At 43.4% G+C, this 16,884-nt stretch carries 16 protein-coding genes and 1 pseudogene; 4 read left to right on the top strand and 13 right to left on the bottom strand.

What is annotated here, in order from left to right:
• The first annotated feature begins 71 nt into the window (after positions 1–71).
• The gene (locus tag UQ64_RS00675; RefSeq protein ID WP_060621577.1) at positions 72–833 is read left to right on the top strand and encodes a DeoR/GlpR family DNA-binding transcription regulator; all 762 of its coding nucleotides are present in this window, start codon (positions 72–74) and stop codon (positions 831–833) included.
• 350 nt (positions 834–1,183) lie between these two features.
• On the top strand, positions 1,184–2,641 hold the full coding sequence (locus UQ64_RS00680; protein ID WP_060621579.1) for a methyl-accepting chemotaxis protein: 1,458 nt from the start codon (positions 1,184–1,186) through the stop codon (positions 2,639–2,641).
• 89 nt (positions 2,642–2,730) lie between these two features.
• On the opposite strand, the gene UQ64_RS00685 is transcribed toward UQ64_RS00680, so the two are convergent.
• The 13 genes and pseudogenes from UQ64_RS00685 to UQ64_RS00735 all read right to left on the bottom strand — a co-directional run bounded on the left by UQ64_RS00685 (position 2,731) and on the right by UQ64_RS00735 (position 15,453).
• The gene (locus tag UQ64_RS00685; protein ID WP_060621581.1) at positions 2,731–4,959 is read right to left on the bottom strand and encodes a Tex family protein; all 2,229 of its coding nucleotides are present in this window, start codon (positions 4,957–4,959) and stop codon (positions 2,731–2,733) included.
• A gap of 119 nt (positions 4,960–5,078) precedes the next feature.
• On the bottom strand, positions 5,079–6,278 hold the full coding sequence (locus UQ64_RS00690; protein WP_060621584.1) for an MFS transporter: 1,200 nt from the start codon (positions 6,276–6,278) through the stop codon (positions 5,079–5,081).
• Between the two features lie 171 nt (positions 6,279–6,449).
• A complete protein-coding gene (locus UQ64_RS00695; protein ID WP_060621586.1) occupies positions 6,450–7,058 on the bottom strand; it encodes a TetR/AcrR family transcriptional regulator in 609 nt (202 codons plus the stop codon).
• 156 nt (positions 7,059–7,214) lie between these two features.
• Entirely contained in the window at positions 7,215–7,565 is a 351-nt protein-coding gene (locus UQ64_RS00700; protein ID WP_042124727.1) for a type II toxin-antitoxin system PemK/MazF family toxin, read from the bottom strand.
• A 3-nt stretch (positions 7,566–7,568) separates the two neighbouring features.
• Positions 7,569–7,850, bottom strand: coding sequence for a CopG family ribbon-helix-helix protein (locus tag UQ64_RS00705; RefSeq protein WP_025698676.1), 282 nt, complete (start codon positions 7,848–7,850; stop codon positions 7,569–7,571).
• A gap of 214 nt (positions 7,851–8,064) precedes the next feature.
• Positions 8,065–9,246 (bottom strand): alanine racemase, encoded by a 1,182-nt coding sequence (gene alr / locus UQ64_RS00710; protein ID WP_060621588.1) that lies wholly within the window; start codon positions 9,244–9,246, stop codon positions 8,065–8,067.
• A gap of 216 nt (positions 9,247–9,462) precedes the next feature.
• Complete coding sequence (locus UQ64_RS00715) at positions 9,463–10,548, bottom strand: LolA family protein (protein WP_060621590.1); 1,086 nt, start codon at positions 10,546–10,548, stop codon at positions 9,463–9,465.
• A gap of 242 nt (positions 10,549–10,790) precedes the next feature.
• The gene (locus UQ64_RS29780; RefSeq protein ID WP_082650928.1) at positions 10,791–10,964 is read right to left on the bottom strand and encodes an aspartyl-phosphate phosphatase Spo0E family protein; all 174 of its coding nucleotides are present in this window, start codon (positions 10,962–10,964) and stop codon (positions 10,791–10,793) included.
• A 123-nt stretch (positions 10,965–11,087) separates the two neighbouring features.
• Complete coding sequence (locus tag UQ64_RS00720) at positions 11,088–12,485, bottom strand: helix-turn-helix domain-containing protein (RefSeq protein ID WP_060621592.1); 1,398 nt, start codon at positions 12,483–12,485, stop codon at positions 11,088–11,090.
• A 244-nt stretch (positions 12,486–12,729) separates the two neighbouring features.
• Positions 12,730–13,368: a DUF3600 domain-containing protein gene (locus UQ64_RS00725; RefSeq protein WP_167348445.1), complete on the bottom strand. Its 639-nt coding sequence runs from the start codon at positions 13,366–13,368 to the stop codon at positions 12,730–12,732.
• A 106-nt stretch (positions 13,369–13,474) separates the two neighbouring features.
• Positions 13,475–13,684 (bottom strand): annotated as a pseudogene (locus UQ64_RS29785) (sigma factor-like helix-turn-helix DNA-binding protein); the annotation flags it as partial.
• Between the two features lie 240 nt (positions 13,685–13,924).
• Positions 13,925–14,890 carry a DUF4367 domain-containing protein gene (locus UQ64_RS00730; protein ID WP_060621596.1) on the bottom strand — a complete coding sequence of 322 codons (966 nt, stop codon included), beginning with the start codon at positions 14,888–14,890 and terminating at the stop codon, positions 13,925–13,927.
• Entirely contained in the window at positions 14,887–15,453 is a 567-nt protein-coding gene (locus UQ64_RS00735) for a sigma-70 family RNA polymerase sigma factor (RefSeq protein ID WP_060621598.1), read from the bottom strand. Before UQ64_RS00735 ends, UQ64_RS00730 begins: the two co-directional genes overlap by 4 nt.
• Before the next feature lie 161 nt (positions 15,454–15,614).
• Between UQ64_RS00735 and UQ64_RS00740 the strand changes: the two genes are divergently transcribed.
• Both UQ64_RS00740 and UQ64_RS00745 read left to right on the top strand, forming a co-directional pair.
• Positions 15,615–16,034, top strand: a complete 420-nt coding sequence (locus UQ64_RS00740) for a MarR family winged helix-turn-helix transcriptional regulator (protein WP_060621605.1) — start codon at positions 15,615–15,617, stop codon at positions 16,032–16,034.
• Between the two features lie 147 nt (positions 16,035–16,181).
• The gene (locus UQ64_RS00745) at positions 16,182–16,829 is read left to right on the top strand and encodes a hypothetical protein (RefSeq protein ID WP_060621607.1); all 648 of its coding nucleotides are present in this window, start codon (positions 16,182–16,184) and stop codon (positions 16,827–16,829) included.
• Positions 16,830–16,884: the final 55 nt, after the last annotated feature.

Genomic DNA, 16,884 nt, shown 5'->3' on the forward strand with positions numbered 1-16,884 from the left:
GTTGCTACCCTATACTAATCCCTTTATACTTCAACTATCGAAAGCGATATAAACTTTGAATGGGTGATTACATGTTTCCACTGGAAAGACAAAAGAAAATCATAGAAATCTTAATGTTGAAAAAGGTTCAGAAGCTGCCGGAGCTAGCAGAAGAGCTTAATATTTCTATCGATACCCTTCGCAGAGATATTAACCTGCTGGACAAGCAAGGGAAGATCAAGAAGATTTATGGTGGAATTAAACTGGTGGAATCGGAGTTTGCTGAATCTCCAATGGATGCGCGAATGGTCGGTCACTTAGAGGAAAAGAAAATGATCGCCCAAAAGTGCAGCGAATATATCAACGATGGGGATTGCATCTATCTGGACAGCGGCTCCACCACCTATCAAATTGCTAAATATATCAAGAATAAAAAGAATCTCACAGTAATTACGAACTCCATTCCTGTGGTCAACGAGCTGATGAACAGTGCGGTTGAGCTTATTATCATTGGCGGAAAGGTCCGACTAAATGAGCAGTCTGTCATTGCATATGATTATTTATTTAATTTCAGTGAATTAAATATCCTTAAGGCTTTTATTTGCGCAAGCGGTATTACCCTTGAGAAAGGCATCTCCGACTATAACCTGGAAGAGGCCCAAACTCGCAAAAAAATTATCGATCTCTCCAAAGAAGTTTATGTTGCCGCAGACCATACTAAATTCGGAAAAGATGTGACCATCGGCATCGCCTCACTCGATAAAATCGGGTACATTATTACCGACCGTAATATAGATCGTAGCTTCCTTCAGAAATTTAAAACAAAACGTACGAGCTTAATTATTGCGGAATAAAGTGGAATAAAAGCTTCGTCATTCTAACAATCACAAAACGTAAGCAAAGAACGCTTCTCCCGATATTTGAGAAGCGTTCTTTGCGTGTTTGCTCAAGCATCATTTTGTCCATGCCGTGAAGTAGAAATCTCCGGGAACCCCGATTGTTCTTTCAGTTGTCCAAACACACTCTCCGATTCGGAAAACCTATGCCCTCATAGACAATCAGGGAATATCTCCCTATATTCTTGCTCTCCATCTCCTAAACATTATTGTTCTGAGCAATTCTGAACTTAACATCATAGACATCATTTCAGGAATCTCTTAAACTAAAAAATCAGAAGTATACTATTACATTATGGAGTGTGAATATGCCCTTGAATCAGATGTCCGAGTTAAACCAGCGAAATAAATTAATCATTTACTTGTTTTGGGGCTGTTTGTTGTTCGGTTCAATTTCGCTTTACAGATTTCCACAAACAATCATGGCGATTATGTCAGCAGCGGTACCCCTTGGCTTATTGTGTACGATTCTAATTTGGAAACGTGTGGCTACACCCTATATTATGTACATAACAGCTATTGGCTTTAATATCATTACATACTTCTATATCGATGCAGGAACTAGCATTATAAGCACATTTATTCTATATTGGGGACTAGGCATCGTATCCCTCTATCACAACTATCGTCCGCTACTCCTTAATGGAGTAATTTCTTGGATCTTACTCAACTATTTCCTGATGACGAAACCAATTTACGCTTCAGTAGATGTATTAAGAATTAATACACTTCTCATCGTCATGATATTGGTTCTGATCTATCAGAGTCAGATTGGTACGAAAATGTTCAAAAACATGTCTAAAAGCAGCAGCGAAGCTGAACGAGCTAGAGCAGAAATGGAGACCATTCTTACAGGTGTTACTGAATCGGTAGGAGTTCTGAGTCAATCCAGTAACCTAATGCATAACAACGTAATAACAACAGATCGAATCTCCAAAGAAGTCGTAACTGCCTTTCAAGAGATAGCTAGTGGAGTGGAATCACAAGCACAGAGTGTTAGCGATATCTCAAATGCCATGCAGCAGTTAAACGAATCAGCTTTGCAGGCAAATGCTGCATCCGTCTCAATGAGCAATAGAAGCCGTGAAACGGATCAAATCACGCAAGAGGGGCAAGATGAAATTGTTCGCTTAACTGGAACTATGTCTGAAGTTACAGATATCGTAACGAGTACTGCTGGCTTGATGACACAAATGAATGAAGAAAATCAGAAGATTGAATCGATTGTTTCCAGCATCGTAGGAATTGCTGAGCAGACGAATCTTTTATCGCTAAATGCCTCTATCGAAGCCGCTCACGCGGGAGAGCACGGCAAAGGCTTCGCTGTCGTATCCAATGAAATCCGAAAATTGGCACAGAGCTCCCACAATGCATCCGCGGACATTGCTCAGATTCTCAGAAGCATTCAAAATAATATTGCGCAGGTTGGCGATATGGTTTCTAACGGGTTGCTAGTTGTAGAATCAGGAAGAAATTCCGCTGATGATATTGCTCGATTATTCAAGGGCATTCGAAATAATACACACCAGGTGCTTGAACAAGCAGAAGACCTGAAGGATAGGAGTGATCACATCCGGCACGCTTCCACCCTTGTACTAAGCGAAGTCAATTCAGTCGCTGCAATTACCGAAGAGAATACAGCAGCTATTGAACAAGTCCTTGCTAGCGCTGAAGTCCAGCAACAACATGTTTCTGAAACAGTGGTCAGCATCAGCAATCTAAATGAATTAGCTATTAAGTTAGATAATTTAACGAGATCTTCATAGATAAAGCTGTTTCAATACTATTCAGTCAAAAGAAAAATCCATCTACTTCTCACCGAAGTAGATGGATTTCTTTGTTTATTTAGCTCACTTTAGCTAAGACTTCCCGCCTCAACACGCGGCGGACGCATGGTCAGGCTGACCCTGCCCTTCTTCAGGTCAACACCCATCACCCAGACGGTGACATTGTCTCCTACGGAGACAACGTCCATCGGGTGCTTCACAAAGCTGCCGCTGAGCTGGGATATATGCACCAGCCCATCGTTCTTGATGCCGATATCGACGAATGCGCCGAAATCGATCACGTTGCGGACGGTTCCCTGCATTTCCATGCCGGGAACCAGATCCTCGATCTTCAGCACGTCGGTGCGGAAGATCGGCAGCGGCAGCTCCTCGCGCGGATCGCGGCCCGGACGCTGCAAGCTCTCCAGGATGTCGCGAAGCGTAGGCACGCCGACATCCAGCTTCACAGCCAGCTCCTCGGCATTTTGTGCCTCCAGCTGAGAAGCCACTTCCTTGCTGCCCAGTTTATCAACATCGAGGCTCAGCTCACGGAACAAGCGGTCCACCACCGGATAGGACTCCGGGTGAATTGGCGTGCGGTCCAAGGTGTTATCCCCACCAGGAATCCGCAGGAAGCCGATACATTGCTCATAGGACTTCGCACCCAGACGAGGTACCTTTTGCAGCTGCTTCCGAGTCGTGAACTTGCCATTCTCTTCACGATATTTAACGATATTCTTAGCAATCGTTCCATTAACGCCAGCCACGTAAGAGAGCAAGGCTGGAGATGCCGTATTCACATCCACGCCCACATGGTTAACTGCCGATTCCACGACGGCCTTAAGACTCTCCTCCAGATGCTTCTGGGAGACGTCATGTTGATACTGCCCAACGCCGATGGCTTTCGGATCGATCTTCACCAGCTCCGCCAGCGGGTCCTGCACACGGCGGGCGATAGAAGCCGCACTGCGCTCTGCTACATCCAGATCCGGGAACTCCTCCTGCGCCAGCTTGGATGCCGAATAGACACTCGCTCCCGCTTCATTAACGATCAGGTAAGCCAGCTCTGGATCGCCAATTTCGGCGATCACTTCTGCCGTGAATTGCTCGGTCTCACGGGAGCCTGTTCCATTCCCGATCACGATGAGCTGAATGCCGTATTTAGCAATTAGTTCTTTAAACTTAGCAGCAGCTTCAATTTTCTTGTTGTTCGGCGGCGTAGGATAGGTCACGGCTACTTCTAGCAGCTTACCAGTATCGTCTACGACGGCCAGCTTACAGCCGGTACGGTAGGCAGGGTCAACACCCAGCACACAGCGTCCCTTAACGGGCGGCTGCAGCAGCAAGCTGCGTAGATTCCCAGAGAAGATCGAGATCGCCTGGTTCTCGCCCCGTTCGGTCATCTCTCCACGAACTTCACGTTCCACGGAAGGAGCGATCAGACGTTTGTAAGCATCCTCGGTCACTGCTTCTAGCAGCTCCTTCACCGGAGATGGCCCTTTAATGATCTTCCGCGCAATATAGGCATGAATTTTATCAGTAACGACCTCAATGCCTACCTTCAATATATTCTCCCGCTCACCGCGATTAATGGCGAGTATTCGGTGAGGTGGCATTTTGTGTACAGGCTCACGGTAGCTATAGTAGTTCTCGTATACGGATTCCTGCTCTGCATCCTTAGCCTCAGACACAAGGATGCCCTGACTTGCCGTATATTGCCGAACCCAAGAGCGGATCGCAGGATCATCTGCAATGTTCTCGGCGATGATATCAAGTGCACCTTGAAGCGCTTGATCTGCGGTCTCCACTCCTTTTTCAGCATCTATAAATTTCGCAGCCTCGGTTTGTGGGTCCCCTTGTCTCTGCTGCTCCATAATCCAGTTCGCAAGCGGCTCTAAGCCTTTTTCCTTCGCAACACTGGCACGAGTCTTACGCTTCTGACGGAATGGACGATACAAGTCCTCCACTTCCTGCAGCTTGACTGCATTAGTGATTTGTTCATGAAGCTCCTTCGTCAGCTTGCCCTGCTCTTCAATATTGCGGATAACGTCTTTCTTACGTTCGCCTAAATTGCGAAGATAAGCCAGGCGTTCTTCAATATCACGCAGCGCATTCTCGTCCAGCTCACCCGTCATTTCCTTCCGGTATCTGGCGATGAACGGAATCGTATTCCCCTCATCCAGCAGTCCAACCGTTGTACGCACCTGCTTCAGGCTAATGTTCAATTCCTTGGCAATTGCTACAGTAATCAATTCCTGCTCCCGCTGTGCGGCCGCCTCATCCTTAATGACTCCCGTATTGCTGTTATCTACCGTCATTAGTATCCCTCTTCCCGTACACAATCTGCTTATACAATTCTTGTTCTCATATTTAAAATAGTATCACAGATCGGCTCTGTACCAAAGTCCAGCCTAGAGAGGGGGCAGATTCAACGGGTTTAAGCGCGTTGTCCCATGCCCCTTTTGCCGGAACTAAGTGACAATACAAAGCATAAAGCTAGTACAAGCGCGGCTGCCCCATACGGAAAGTTAATACTTAGATCAAAAAGATAACCTGCTACGATAGGTCCAGCGATATTTCCAAGACTCGTATAAGCAGAGTTCATTCCTGCTACGAAGCCTTGCTGCGTTTCCCCAGCCATTTTGGATAGCTGGGTGCCTACTGCTGGTCGAAGAATATCCATAGCCAAGAATACGACAAAGGTAATCGCACAAATCGCCCAAAAGCCACTTACAAACAGCGTCAGCAGAATAAACATTGCAGCAGTTATAAGGCAAGTGGAGATTACCTTATTCTCGCCGAATTTATTCAGAATCCAGCCAAAGGCAGATACCTGCACCACAGCACCGGCGATCGAGCCAAAGGTAATCACAAAAGCAATATCTTTAGGGGTAAAGCCAAATTTATGGTCCACGAACAATCCGAACACCGTTTCATAATTAGCTAGTCCAAAAGCCATTACAAATACAATAATTAACCCGAAAAAGTAAGGTTCACGATAAGAACGTATCAATTGCGTGAAGAAGCTTTCCTGATTATTCTTCGATACCTTCGCTTCCATCCGTTTCTCTACAGACAGAGACTCAGGCAAGATCAAAACTGTGATTAGAGCTGCGATCCCAGCTGCACCCGCTGCACAGAAAAAGGGTACCCGCATTCCAAGCTCGGCAAGATAACCGCCAATCCCAGGACCGATAATAAATCCAGTAGTAATGGCTGCATTGATTAGCCCCATGCCTTTCGCTCTTTCTTCAAAAGAGGTCGTGTCCGCTACATAAGCCATAACTGCTGGCATAATTAGTGCAGCGCCTACACCACCGAGCAATCTAGAAACGAACAAGAGCCATGACACATTCGCCAGACCAAAGAGCAGCTCTGAAAAAGCAAACACGATCAGACCCGCCACAATCACTTTTTTCCGGCCAATTCTGTCCGATAACCTGCCAGCGAATGGCGATACTAATAATTGGGCAAGTGAGAACGAAGCCACTAACAGCCCAACGGTACTACCGCTGATCCCAAGTTCATTCATGTAAGTAGGCATTATTGGGACTACAAGCCCAATTCCTGTAAAAGCAAGAAAAATATTAAGCATAACAAGAAGCATAGCGCCTCTGTTTCTAAGTAGTAATGACATTGTGTTAACCTCCGTGGTTTCTAAAGCCAAGCCTTCGAGTAGTTTCTCTGTAGAGACCGACCATCCGGTCTAATAAATAGCAAAAAAAATAGTCCTTCCATTTCCGGTGCTTTCAAGAAGCTTCAGCCTTCATGATTCCTGAATGAAAGCTTCTTTCATGCCCCATATATCTTACCCCGTATATATCCCTCGCAATAACAATCGTACTGATTCTCGGTAATATTTTTTGATATCATCCGAAGTCTTTTCATGCATGGAGTATTCGGAAACTCTTCCGATCCCTTCGAGCATGCCATTTACAATAATCACATAATCCTCTAAGTCACCTTTTATAAAATACCCCCTGTCCATGCCTTCCTTCAGAAGATCGCGACAAGCATGCGAGGCAGCCTCATATAAAAGAACAAGCCGCTTAGTGACATCCTCCGGATGGGCTCTGCTTCTTGAGAACTCCTCAAGTGCCCGGATCAACGGATTCTGAAAATCATTTGCATAGTGCTCGGCTAATGCATACAAACGCTCTTCAACACCCACAATTTCCTTCTTCTTATCTTCCCACGCCTGTAACCACTGCGCCGTATCCTCTTCCACTACATATAGAAAAAGTTCATCCTTGCTCGGAAAATGATGATATAAGCTGCCCTTACTGACATTCGAGGCTGCGCAAACTTCATTCATGGTTACAGCTGCATATCCCTTCTGAACAAACAGCTGTGTGGCTTTAAGTACTATTCTTTTCTTTGTTTCTTCTCCGTCTGAACGTCCTTTGATTCTAAGCACCTCCTAAACCGACCGCACGGTCTAATACTATCAGAACATTTAAAAAAAGTGAACCCCTTATCCTTTTTTGCCATGAGTTCGTAAAAATGCATATCAAAAGACGCCCGGATTCGTATCCGAGCGCCTATCTCATGGATTATCTATAACCTTAGGTGATTAAAAATCAATCAGTCCAAGGCTGATTTGCAGCGAATCATCCACCTTCTTCATAGTCTCATCATCAAGGTGGGTGATCTTGTCAGTTAAGCGTTGTTTGTCAATCGTCCTAACCTGCTCCAGCAGTATAACAGAATCTCTGTCAAAGCCATGAGCCGCTGCGTCAATTTCCACATGCGTAGGTAATTTAGCCTTCTGGATTTGGGCTGTGATTGCAGCCACAATTACCGTCGGGCTAAAGCGATTGCCAATATCATTCTGGATAACCAGTACTGGCCTTACTCCGCCTTGCTCAGAACCTACAACCGGCGAAAGATCAGCAAAAAAAACATCGCCACGTTTAACGATCAATGTCTACACCCCGCTTACTAAGCGGCCAAGAGTGCTGTCTGCATCTTCCTCCGCGAGGAACGCCTCGCATGCCATGGTCAAGTTGATCTTAGCCATTTCCATGTAGCCGCGCTGCATGGACTCCCGGATAGAACGTTTCCTCCGTTCGCTCAAATACAGCTTCATGGCCTGCCTAATCAATTCACTTCGGTTGGAATTCTCCAATTGAACAATTCCGTCCACTTCCTGTAAGAGATGATCGGGCAAGCTGATCATGATTCTTTTGGTGTTCTGCAAATTGGCCACCTTCTCTTCCACCCCCACAAACCTTCTGCCCTTGTGTTCCAGTGTTGCAATATACAAGGAATTTTATACAAGGAATATATGCCGCCAGTATATCAAGTATGCTGCATCCCATTATAAACTAGAAATGGCGGTTCGTATAGGCTTTTAGTCACATCTCCTAAAACGATACAATTCCTTCTATTTTCTCCCTTGAATAACATCACTGTCAAGAACTTTAAGATTGTAGCAGAGCATTTACTAATTTAGGAAGTGTGCCTTCACGGATATAAACGCGGGGCACCCGATGAGCCAGCATGCAAATTACCTCGTAGTGAATCGTTCCAAGATGGAGAGCCAACTCGTCTGCCGTGACCATCACGTCAGCTTGACGGCCGATGAGTACAACTTCTTCGCCTGCTTTAATTTGTTCCGCTTCTTCAGCGAAAGATTTGAGTGATACCATACACTGATCCATGCAGATTGTTCCGACGATAGGAACGCGGCGTCCACGTATTAACACCTCCGCTTTGCCAGTTAGCATGCGGGAATATCCATCTGCGTACCCCACAGGTAACGTTGCGATAATCTCCTCGCTGTCTGTGAAGTACCTAGTGCCGTAGCTGACGCCCCAATGAGAAGGCAGGCTCTTCACAAATACAACCTGCGTCTTCAGCGTCATTACCGGATGTAGTTCTACCAGTTGACGGTTTACCTCAGTTGAGGGATAGAATCCGTACAAGCTGATGCCTACCCGCACCATGTTGCTGGATAAATAAGGTGAATCAATGGCCGTAGCGCTATTGCCCGTATGTATGATCGGGATCTGAATGTTCTGCTCCCGCAGCGTTTCCGCCACGCTCATGAACCGTCGATGCTGTTCCAGTGTATAGCTTTTGTCTAGTTCGTCTGCCTTGGCAAAATGGGTGAACATACCCTCCAGCTCCGCCTGCGCAACAGACTGCACTTCAGAGATAAATGCAGGTGCGTCATCTGGTAAAAGACCCAGTCGTCCCATCCCGCTATCAATCTTGATATGCACCTTCAGCCGATGTTCCGGATCTATAGGAAGCTGTCTAATAGCCTCTAATACTTCCGGTGTGAACAGTGTTACAGTTACATGGTTCTCCCAGGCAACGGCTATTCCTTCAGGAGAAGTGTAGCCAAGCACCAGTATAGGAATCAGTATTCCCGCCTGACGCAGCTCCAATGCTTCATCCAAAAAAGCCACACTAACATAATCTGCTCCGAGTCTTTCCAGTTCCCGTGTCACTTCCACTGCTCCATGGCCGTACGCATTTCCTTTGACGCATCCCATAAACTTTGTCTCTGCCGGCAAGTAGCGGCGAAAGGCTTCGTAATTGGCACGCAATTCATCCAGATTAATTTCGGCTACTGTCGGTCGATAGCTTGCTTGCACTTCAAAGTCACCTTCTTACGTTGTAGTAAAACGTCATAGCTGTAATGATCATTGTCTTAGTACTCATGGTAATGCTACGGAAGGTGGCTGTCAATGTGAGCTCAGTTATCTTTTTGCTTCAGATCAAAGAGGCTGGAGCACTAGCAAATATAGAAAGGCGGATACTACGTTGTAGAGGAAAGAATCCCACAAAACGCAGTATCCGCCTACTTTATATTATTTACCCGATTGTGCCTCCATAGAAGCGGCAATTTGCATCATTTCGTTAACAGGAAGATTAGCACTTGTAATTCGATACTCTATACCCTCAGACATCCAAGTCAAAGTCTGCTGCTCGTCACCACTCAGAAGTCCTGCGGTAAAGCCGAGATCTATCAGTGTTCCAGGAGCCAATGCTACTGCACGGTCCAATGGACGGGCTTCCATAATGGTGTATTGATAAACCCCATCATACCGGATGAGAACGGCATGATCTTTGTTACCTTCCATTTTATGAGAGTCCTTCAACTCAACGCCTGCTGGAACATACCCAGGTTCGATGATACCAAAGTCACCAAGCTCAGCAGCGACAGGTTGCCCCTCCTGCTCCTGACCCTCCGGAAGTACAACAGGATTTCCATTTTCATCAACCTCAGCTACTGTACTTTCTGAAGCAGCACCTGTGGTCATATTCTTTTGCATATCAAAGGAATCCTTAGTGAAATCTGTATCGAATTTAAAGGTGTCAAACTTCACATCCACAACTACCTTGGCTTCAGAATCAGAGACTTGAACCTGTTTAGGTTCATAAGTCTTTTTATCCAGCCAAATCTTTTGCCGCACAAGGGCATTGCTTTGATAATTCGCAGCTACCTCGAACACATAATTATCTCCATCTTCCACAAATTGACGATTGTTATCGGAGACGATGCCCCGAACTAGCGTCTGATACAAATAAACCTGACCTTGATTGTCTGGCCAATCACTCTGGAAGCGGAAGCTCTTATTCATACTTGGTGTGAGTACGAACACTCCCTCATCATTACGTAGCACGATCTGCGTAATATCCTTCTGAACATTTGCCAAGCTAATCCGGTAATAAGAAGGATTCTTGTACCACACCTCTACCTTATACTCCTGCGGCTGCTCGCCGGTAAACAGGGTCATAATGCCTGAAGCTTGGTACGTTCCCTGCTTACTCTCCAACTTGTCGGCCACATTGTTCAAATCCTTGACCACGGAAGCGGCATCCTTCTTCCCGCACCCCGTCATCACCAGGGCCACGCTCATAATGATTGCGAGTACCCATATTGTCCGGCGCATGATATCATCCCCTTAACCTGTTTTGAATGCATTGATTAGTACATATCTATGAGGGACTTGGCCGCAATATGCAGACGGGCATGACAAGCATGGGGCTTAGATTTATTTTTTAGGAACATACAAAACCAAAAAAGCCAACGCATAGCGCTGGCTTTATATTTTATACAGAGATTCAATAACATTATGTAGGTCTTATCTATTGAATAGAGCCAAATTTATACGATCAGCTTAAACTTCTTCTTTCAACTCTGGTTATCACTATGTATAGCTTTATTGTATTGATTGATTAATTCATCCAACCTCATCGACTGTCTGATCACATTTGGATGTAACAATCCCCCATATTCCCTTTCCATTAAATAAAGTTTGGCTCTAGCACCCTCTATTCTCTTTTGGATAATTTCTGGATTATTCATTAACACTACCTCCTCAAAGTAATATACTAGAGGTATATGTCAAATTCTATATTTTACAATAAAGTGCAGTACTATAAAGAAATAATCCCACGAAATAGTAAAAGGACGGTAATAATTACGTTACTAAGCACTGCCAATAACAAAGCCATTTTTCTTTTCGTTGATTTGCTGCACCTTACTAATTAGGTTTTGGTATTCTTTTTGTGTTTCTAAGGATGCCGTATAACGAAGCTGTTCGAACATTCCAACACACTTTATAATACATGATTCGCTATTTATTTTTATTGAGTAATCCAAACTATCCATTATATACTTTATGCTAATCTCATATTTATTTCTTTTTATATAATAAAACGCTATCTCAGCCATCAAGTGGGTATATCTATCTTCGAAAATTTGTTGATTATCGGATCTAATCTCTAGCTGATGATCTCTACAATCTATTATTTTTTGCTCAAATCGCAAAAGAATATCATCCACGTCAAATTGATAGTAATTCGCTGCTTGGAGGATTTTAAATAGACCTGAGAGGATCTCTTCCTCTCTTGATTCAATGTATGCCACATATTCCGGCAGAACTGTTACATCCCCTTTTAAAATTCGCAGCAAGTCAATATTAGCCCGTGCCCACTCCATGCATTGATTCATAAGCTGCAAAGCTTCTTCCGTTTCTTCCCGAATCCAGTTCATATCCATACACAAGTTAACATAATGTAAAGCTCTATCATAATTTCCTAGCTCTCTATAAACTGCTGAACGTAACACGTAAGAATATTGAATATATGAGAATAGTGGTATTTCAGGTTCCTTTTGAAGCCTACTTTTTCTGGCGCTGTCGTATTTGGCATGATATTGAATCGTTGCTTTATTCCCCATTTCCTTAGCCATTACCATTACCTTGTCCCAATGTCGTAAAGCGCTATATGTATTCGCCAAATCTTTCAGCGCATCAAGCTGGTCCACCTCATCAAGCCGGTTAACAAATCCTTCAAATTGCACAGCTGCTCGCAAATTAGCATCCTGATCCTCTCCCAAAGCGATCGTGAATAGTCTATATTGGCAAAGAGCCAACCGCTCTGAATGCTGATACTTCTCGCTCTCAGCTACACTCTGATATAACATCGCTGCTGCTTTATGTTTCCCTTGCGTAAAAAAATCTTCCGCAGTATCAAATAACGAAGGTGTATAAGATAAACTGTCCATCATGATCCCAACTACCCGTGCAATACATTCCAGCTTATCTAGCTCTGCACAGCGATATAGAAATGGCCGAAGACGCCTCCAATTCGGATTAGAGTGAACAAAACATTCTTCCACGTACAAATCATAGTAGCTTCCTTCTTCTAAGCCCATACCTTCTGTAATCCGATCTAATTGTTGCATGGCTATTGGACGATTCCCATTGATGATATTACTGATCGTGCCTGAATTTACTTTAGACACCTCTGCGAACTGATTGATCGTTGTCCCATGCTTCTTGAGATAGTCCGCCAGTTCTGCACGAATGGTCATCTGCTTCATGATCAAAGCCACCTTCCGCCAACATAATACAGATATAAGTAAATAGTATTTTAATAAATATATGTCTAATTATTCCAGTGGTCAAATACTTTTTTTCTATAGCTTTTCAATATGCAATTATTCGGTGAGCAATGTATAGACTATAGATTAGTAAAAAGCAAAAACCATCAGAATACACCTTTTCTGATGGTTTTTCTAACGATGCTTCTATCCATAGTTATTCAATACATGCATATAAATTCAACTAAGAGCTAGGTTTAATCAACATATTTAGCTTTTTAATATAAGGGTCGAGCGCTTCAATTAACTTCTCTTGGTTTTGTATCTCCTCTTTCGAAAGCCGTTCCATATGAACACTTCCATCTGAATCAAATACCTTGGCATCATAGCTTTGTAACTCATTTATTAATTTTTCAATCTCCCCAAACTCTTTTTTAGTAAGCCTCTGTTCAGCTTTTTCAAGCAAGCTATTCCAGAAAGTATCACGATCTACAGATTGAACTGATTTCTTTGATGGTTTCTCTTCATTCATTTGTTCGAAATAAGGTTCAAGCTTAGCCTGTAATTCTTTATATGCCTTCTGGTCCTTCGCACTTAACTGCTCTAAGTGAAAGTCGCCTTCAGCATCGGCCATTTGCAGATTATAAGATCCCAATTCCTTTAGTAAGGACATCAGCTTTGTGAATTCCTCTTCCTTAAAGCTTTGCTTCGCGTTTTGCAGTTTGGCCTCAAGCCTATCATATTGTTGCTGGGTTACTCCTATCATAGCGGCAGTTGCTGGGGACCCATACATGTTGTCTGCCAAATAATGATATCCGGCATAAGCTCCAGTAGGAATTAATAATGCAGCCGCCATAATACTTGCCACGAGCCATTTCTTCATACGTCTTCCCCCTTGTTTGGCTATGGTCCTATTTAGTATTTGCTCCCTCAGTTCCGGTGGGGCACTTATATTTCTCGCCTCTTCCTGCAGAACTGTCCGTAACTCTTCATTGAAATTCATGCAGGTCCTCCACCTTTCCCTTAAAAAGAGTATGATTGTCTGGCTTCTGACGAAGCTTCTGTAGTGCAGCGTGAATACGGGATTTCACGGTTCCGAGCGGAATACCCAGTATCGCAGCACTTTCTTCCTGTGAATATTCGTTTAAATAATGCAGAATAATCACCTGCTTCAGCTTAAATGGAAGACGTTGGTAAATAAAAGAAATATCGTTCGATTTATTTTAGCGAATTTAAAAGTATTTACTTATTAAAAGAGGAATATATAGGAAGAGATTCCCTATACCTTTTGATTATAGAGTTAAAATGCAAAATTACATGGACAATTTCCCTTTAGATGATTTTTCCGACATTCAAAAAGCCCGCAAAATGCGGGCTTCCAGTTTAGTTGCATTCCAATCCGAGGCATAAGCCACCTACTACTTACTAAATCTAATCGATTAGTGGATAGACTCTGCTACCTTAATCAACTCATTCTTATCCAAGTAATCTGATGCTACACCGTATAACACACCATTGGCTTCCCAGTCAACAGCTTTGCCATTGTACAATACAGCGTCAATTCCATTTATTTTCACTTTTTCTATTGTACCGTCCGTCGACATCTCATAAGCCGTTTCTTCATCAGCGTGCCGTTGCTGCATTGAGATCTTCTTATTTGTAGCTTCATTAACAAAATATAGATTAATGTATTTCCCGTTGACCTCACCGTTTTTTTCTTTATAAAACTCTGCGCGATCAAAAGAATAGCCATCTGGCAGATACTCCGGCAACCCTACATCAAAAATGGTATATTCGTTTAGCTTACTAGAATCCTTTTCGGTCAATATTCCTGCTCTTTCTTTTTCTTTTCCTTTGTCCACGTCTCCCTGAGTAAGCGGCTCCCCGTTGGCAAAGTCCACAATACGCTCTCCGTTAGCTGTGTAAATACCATCCATTTTATTAGCCACATCCAAGCTTTGAAGTTCATTGCCATTTCGATCAAAAATCTTACCTTTCAGTTCTTCCGGAATCACATTGTAATCCGCAGAGTATTCTACTTCATGAGCTACAATATGTCCTAAATTTATAGTTTGCAATACTTTCGACAACAGTTCCTGTGCGAATGATGGTTGCACAAAAGTTACACTTAATGTACCTACCACCAACAGAGTTGCTAGTATAACAGCAGGACGTCTTAATCTATCCTTTGTACGCAATCCTTTCTCCTCCTCTTGGCCGGCATACGTTCTCCGTGCCTTATTCAGAATGGCTGTCTTGTCTGAGCCCTCGCTGAAATCTTTATGGGCCAATACCCTGCCAAGCTCCAGTAGCTCCTTGTACTCCGCATTCTTCAGGTTTTCCGCTCCATATATGCTTTCATCCAAATCCGCAGAGAACTTCTGCTGTATTTCTTTACTATTCATAGTTGCTCCACGCTCCCTATTTCAGTCTTCAGCTTCTTCATAGTCCGGTAGAGGATTATGCCTATATTCCCCTCTGTGATCCCCGTAAGCTGTGCAATCTCCGTGTTTTTCAGGTTTGCTCCGAATTTAAGGGCTACAATGTTTCTCTCCCTCGAGCTCAGAGTGTTCAGCGCTTCATTTAGCTTGCCGTTACGTTCTCCCTGAAGGATTAAACTCTCCGGTTCTTTTCTAGTAGAAACCAGCTCCTTAACGGCATCCAGAGAGAAGAAACTGCGTCTCTTAAGACTTCGGTAATGGTCATTGACCACATTCCTAGCGATGGCAAACAACCACACCTCCAAAGGCGCTTTTTCCTGAGAATAGGTCGCAAGCTTAGCTAAGGTCTTTTCAAAGACCAAGCTTGTCAGATCCTCGGCTGTATGGAGTGAGCTGACCCGATAAGCGATATAGTTAAATATTCTTTTATAGAAGGTTTCAAAAACCGTTGTGAATAAAGCATCTATGTCCGTTTTTTCTAGTATTTTCTCTTTTACAAAAGGGTGAGGCAATGCGCGCTCTTGCATCTATCAAACTCTCCTTTCCAGCAAAATTTTACTTAGCTAAGTAAATTCGACTGTTAATACGCTATAATTCCAGTTCCATTACAAGATAGAACACCCTTAACTTGACAAGCTTATTATAGCTTCTATATATTTTAGGAACTAAAGTAAATTGGAGCGTGGCTATGAGCACAGAGCAAGATAAACAATATGCTATCCATAAGGTTATGGAATCCATGGCAAATGTGCAGCAGAAATCCCAGTTCTTCATTGATATGATTACCAAGCAGGAGACCCTGACTCACAATCAGATCCTGCTGTTGTTCCAGCTCAGACTTATAGGAAGCTTGAACATTACTGACATCTCCGAACGATTTATTATTACACCGGGAGCCGCTTCCTCGATGTGCGATAAGCTGGAAGAAGCCGGTCTTATCGAACGTGTGCGGACGAAGGAAGATCGCAGAGTCGTCAACATTGTCCTTACAGAACAAGGGCATCAGCGGATTCTACATATCTTTGAAGCCTTTCCTACCTCGGAGTTGAATAAAATCTCAGGAACCTTAGAACAAATAAATGAGTTAATGGATAAAATGATGAACTAAAAGGCTTTATTTGTATATACGCTGCCTGTCAGGAAACTGACGGCAGTTTTTTTATGCTTATACTCCCAAAATGTTATATTGACTATATATTATAATAAATATATATTTTAATCATTAAAACATATTCCGAAAGGCGGATCCCTGTAAATGTCCAATATAAATGATACTTTTGAACGCCATGAAATGATCGGTCCACCGCTGAAAGTAAGAGGTTCATTGATTCTCCAAGAGGATGTGCGTGCGGACACTGTCAATGTCGTGGGCCATTTAAGTGTGAAGAACAATGTTGTTACCTCTAAGCTAAAAGTATCTGGTGATTGTTCGATTGGAGGTCATTGTAGAGCTGATCAGGTTATTAATCTGGGAAGCCTCCGTGTTCAACACATCCAAGCAGACAGACTGCAATCGTCAGGATACTTTTCCGTAGCACAAGATGCTGCAGTCGAAACTTTTTATGCCGAAGGTGCAGTGAAGATCAATAGATTAACTGCTGGTTCATCGATTGAGCTACGTTTAGGAAACAGAAGTACAATTGAGGTCATGAGAACTAGCGGAACCATTACTGTTAAACCATCTTTGAAGCTAATGAATGCGCTAATACCCTACTTCCGGAAGCTTACCTGCGAAACGATTGAAGGAACTAGCATCTCGTTATACCGTACGACAGCAAATCTCGTCTGCGGTGAAGATATTATCATCGGACCGGGTTGCTCTATTGGGGAGGTCCAGTATAGCAAAAGTCTAACCGTAGACCCTAAATCACAAGTTGATCGCACCGTGTTTTTAAATAAATAGCAAACGTGACAAGCTTGTATCTGCTTTGTTTACAGAAAGTGACCTACTACGCGCT

The sequence above is a fragment of the Paenibacillus etheri genome (assembly GCF_001012825.1).
Classification (GTDB): Bacteria; Bacillota; Bacilli; order Paenibacillales; family Paenibacillaceae; genus Paenibacillus_AQ; species Paenibacillus_AQ etheri.